The organism is Lactobacillus sp. N54.MGS-719, from assembly GCF_000980505.1.
GTDB lineage: Bacteria > Bacillota > Bacilli > Lactobacillales > Lactobacillaceae > Lactobacillus > Lactobacillus amylovorus.
In genome coordinates, this window is the sequence record NZ_LARO01000073.1 from 1 (window position 1) to 3,639 (window position 3,639).

Sequence of the window (3,639 nt, forward strand, 5' to 3'; positions counted from 1 at the left end):
TATCCTTATTCTTTGCAAGAAAATGTTCGTAAATTTCATTTTCACTTTTAGCATCTATAGCAGCGGTAGGCTCATCTAAGAACTCAACTTACGCATCACTATAAATATCACGTGCAAGCGTGATCTTTTGCCATTGACCACCCGATAATTCAACACCATTGGCAAATTCCTTACTCAAGATTGTATTTAAGTTAATATCTTTATCTTCAAGTAAAGTACTTAACCCGGCACTCTTTAAAGCAGCTTTTACTTTATCTTCATTGCTATGACGAAAAACTGATACATTTTCAAACAGACTCAGTTTAAATTTAGAGTAGTCTTGAAATGTTGCAGATAATTTACTCCGGTAAGTCTTAGTATCATAATCTTTTAGATTATTACCATTAAGATCGACTTCACCCTTGCTTGGATCATAAAATCGCATAAGCAATTTGATCAACATAGACTTACCTGATCCATTCTCGCCAACAATTGCAATCTTTTCACCTTTACTAATATTAAAATTAATATCATGCAAGACTTCTTCATTAGAAAATGGATATGTGAAAGAAACATGGGATAGTTTTATTTGATTAATTGGAGTATCAAGCTTTTTAAATCCACTCTGAAAATCATCGTGATATTTTTCAAAATGATTATATTTTTATCTTAGCGACAATTTCATCCATTCCATTTTCTCTTAAAAAATCTAATATCTTTTGTCCTTTTAATAAATCTCCTTCTAAAATGCATTGATAATAATTAACCATTATCTTTGCAAAACAGTTTTTTGGTTCTTCATTAAGATTTTTTAATCTATCTATAGATCGATACACATTGCTTTTTACTGTTGGCTTGGAGTAGGTAAGTGAATAATTCAAGTAAGTAAGTGATTAATTAATATTGCAGAAAATATTTTCTGCGTATCTTCCGAAATAGAATTTATATCCTGAATATTATTTAAAATTATTGTCAAAACTGAATTCATATCATCTGTATCAAAAATAAACATTGAAATGGCAAATAATCTTAAACTATTCTCTGTCCAATTATCTGTTTCAAAAATTGTCCTTTTTATATATTCCTTTTCCTTGGGAGAGATTTTATCTAGAGTGTTCGAAATAGCAGCTTTGATAATGATGATTTGAGCATTGATACTATTTACATTGATCTTACTAGTATCTCTTTGCTTCAATAACTCTTGTACTTTTAATACTTTTGATAAATCATTTTGATAATAAGCAGCATGTAATAAATTAGTGCATTCTACTTCTGATAATTTGTTACTATTATCATGTTCTAATTCAAGTTTCTTGAAAAAAGAAGAATAGTCAATATTATGCAAACTTAGAATGCTTAATAAGTCTTCGGCTCTAATACTGTAAAGATTTCGTTCTACTTTTGAATAAAATGATTTAGTTAATACATTACCAGCCATTTGACTTTGATTAAGATTCAATTTTATTCTTTCTTGCTTTAAAGCTACTCCAATGTTCATTGGCTGCCATCTCCTCATTCAAAACCCATACAAAAAACGCCTTGCCGAAGCAAGACGTTTTTTAGCATAAGCAAATTTTTGATTAGCCCTTGTCAGCACCTGCAGTAATACCGTTAACGTAGAATTTCTGCATGAATACGAACAAGATAGTGATAGGGATAGCGATGATTACACACCCTGCAACGAATTGTGCGAAGTATGTAGTCGCATTACCTTTGGCTGTGTGCACCATGTTGTACAAACCATAAGCAACCGTGTAGGTCTTGGCATTTCCTGAGGTTGAAAGAATAATACCTGAGAAAATGAAGTCTGTCCATGGAGCAATGAAAGCAGTCAAAGCAGTATAAACGATCATTGGCTTTGAAAGTGGTAAACCAATGTGGATGAATACTTGCCACTTAGTAGCACCGTCGATTTCGGCAGCTTCGTCGATTGATCTAGGAATAGTATCGAAGAATCCTTTAGCAACGTAGAAGCCAAGGCCGGCGCCACCAACGTAAACCAAGAATAAACCAAAGAGGTTTAACATGTTAAGACCCTTTAAGATGTAGTACAAAGCGATCATTGACATGAAGCCTGGGAACATCCCAAGAACCAAAGCAATTTGCAAGAATGGTTTTCTAAATCTAAAACGAAGACGTGACAGAACATAAGCAACTGAAATAGTCAAGAATGTTGAAACGATCATTGATGCAAGAGAAACAATCAATGTGTTAATAATCCAGTTACCAAATGGATATTGTGGGTTCGTAAAGATCCCAATATAGTTCTGCAACGTGAATTGTTCTGGCCAGAAGGTCGAAACAAATCCAGTATCGTTATATGAAAAACTTGCTAAGACGATCCACACAATTGGTAAAATCCAGATAATTGCTAAAAGCGCTAAGAGAATATACCGGAAGATTAATGAGAGCCGTCTTTGATTTGTATATGACTTCATGTCTAGCCCTCCTTGTAAGCATTAGTGTGTCTGTAAGCTATCAGCGAGACAACCGCACTAATAATGAAGATTAAGATACCTAGTACCGCTGATGCGTTATAACGTTGCTCTTGCCCGAAGGTCAAGTTATATAGCCACGTTACCAGCAAGTCAGTCGATCCGGCGCCGTTATATTTACTGTTCATTGGTGCACCACCAGTCAGCAAGAAGATAACGTTGAAGTTGTTGATGTTACCAATGAATTGTTGAATAAGTGAAGGTGCCATAACAAATAAGATTTGTGGGAAAGTGATTGATTTGAAGATTTGTACTGCGTTAGCACCGTCAATCTTGGCAGCTTCAATTTGATCCTGTGGTAAGTTTTGGATAATCGCAGTTGAAACTAACATTGAAACTGGGATACCAATCCACATGTTAACGATAATAACGGTTAATCTTGCAACTAATGGAGAAGCTTGGTTGTCAATAAAGTGAATTGGCGAACTAATCCAGTGCAAGTTCATCAAGATGTTGTTCAAAGCACCTTGGTAGTCCAAGAATTGAGCCATCATCAAAAGTGATACGAATTGTGGGACAGCCCAAATAATTACGAAGATAGTTCTCCAGAATGCCTTGTACTTAATACCCTTTGATTCGATCAATAAGGCAAGCAGTACTCCGAAGAAGAAGGTAGTAGCAGTAGCAGCTACAGCCCAAATCAAAGTCCAGCCTAATACTGGGAAGAAAGTACCAGCAAGGTCACCACTAAGCACATTACCGAACGCTTGGAATCCGGTCCAAGAGAAGGCAATTGGGTGTTGACGATCATAGTTGGTAAAAGCCATCGAGATCATGAAGACCGTTGGCAAAACCGTGAAGAACAGAATACCAAGTAATGGAATAAACATTAAGGTTGCGTGCAAACGAGTGTCGAGCAAACTCTTAAGTTCTTCAACGTTAGTTGCGATATGTTCACCATCACGCTTCAAAACGTAGTTGTGTCTAGTTGATTTTAAGTTGGCGATGTAAAGAGCAATCATTGCAATACATAACATGATAGCCAAAACACCGAACAGCAAAATCAAAACTGAGTTTGAAGGTTGCTTGGTGACATAAACACCTTGCGCGGCATCATAGACAACTTTTTTTCTACTCTAAGTCAAGTGTTATCAACGATTTTAAGCAATTTTATTTTGAAATACAGGCCTAATCGGGAAATGGCTCCCGGAGAATCGAGTTAAAT

3 protein-coding genes and 1 pseudogene are annotated in these 3,639 nt (G+C 35.6%); all 4 read right to left on the minus strand.

From position 1 onward, the window contains the following. Nucleotides 1-88: 88 nt before the first annotated feature. Entirely contained in the window at nucleotides 89-517 is a 429-nt protein-coding gene (locus WS44_RS08765) for an ABC transporter ATP-binding protein (protein ID WP_288145728.1), read from the minus strand. Between the two features lie 339 nt (nucleotides 518-856). Continuing rightward, nucleotides 857-1,477 carry a helix-turn-helix transcriptional regulator gene (locus WS44_RS08775; RefSeq protein WP_288145729.1) on the minus strand — a complete coding sequence of 207 codons (621 nt, stop codon included), beginning with the start codon at nucleotides 1,475-1,477 and terminating at the stop codon, nucleotides 857-859. Between the two features lie 82 nt (nucleotides 1,478-1,559). Beyond that, on the minus strand, nucleotides 1,560-2,417 hold the full coding sequence (locus WS44_RS08780) for a sugar ABC transporter permease (protein WP_046434045.1): 858 nt from the start codon (nucleotides 2,415-2,417) through the stop codon (nucleotides 1,560-1,562). A 2-nt stretch (nucleotides 2,418-2,419) separates the two neighbouring features. Continuing rightward, a pseudogene (locus WS44_RS08785) lies at nucleotides 2,420-3,544 on the minus strand (sugar ABC transporter permease); the annotation flags it as partial. Between the last annotated feature and the right edge of the window lie 95 nt (nucleotides 3,545-3,639).

What these genes read in the sequence shown, in the direction of transcription:
- WS44_RS08775 (WP_288145729.1), bottom strand. Translation starts at nt 1,477, where the DNA reads ATGAACATTGGAGTAGCTTTAAAGCAAGAAAGAATAAAATTGAATCTT.
- WS44_RS08780 (WP_046434045.1), bottom strand. Translation starts at nt 2,417, where the DNA reads ATGAAGTCATATACAAATCAAAGACGGCTCTCATTAATCTTCCGGTAT.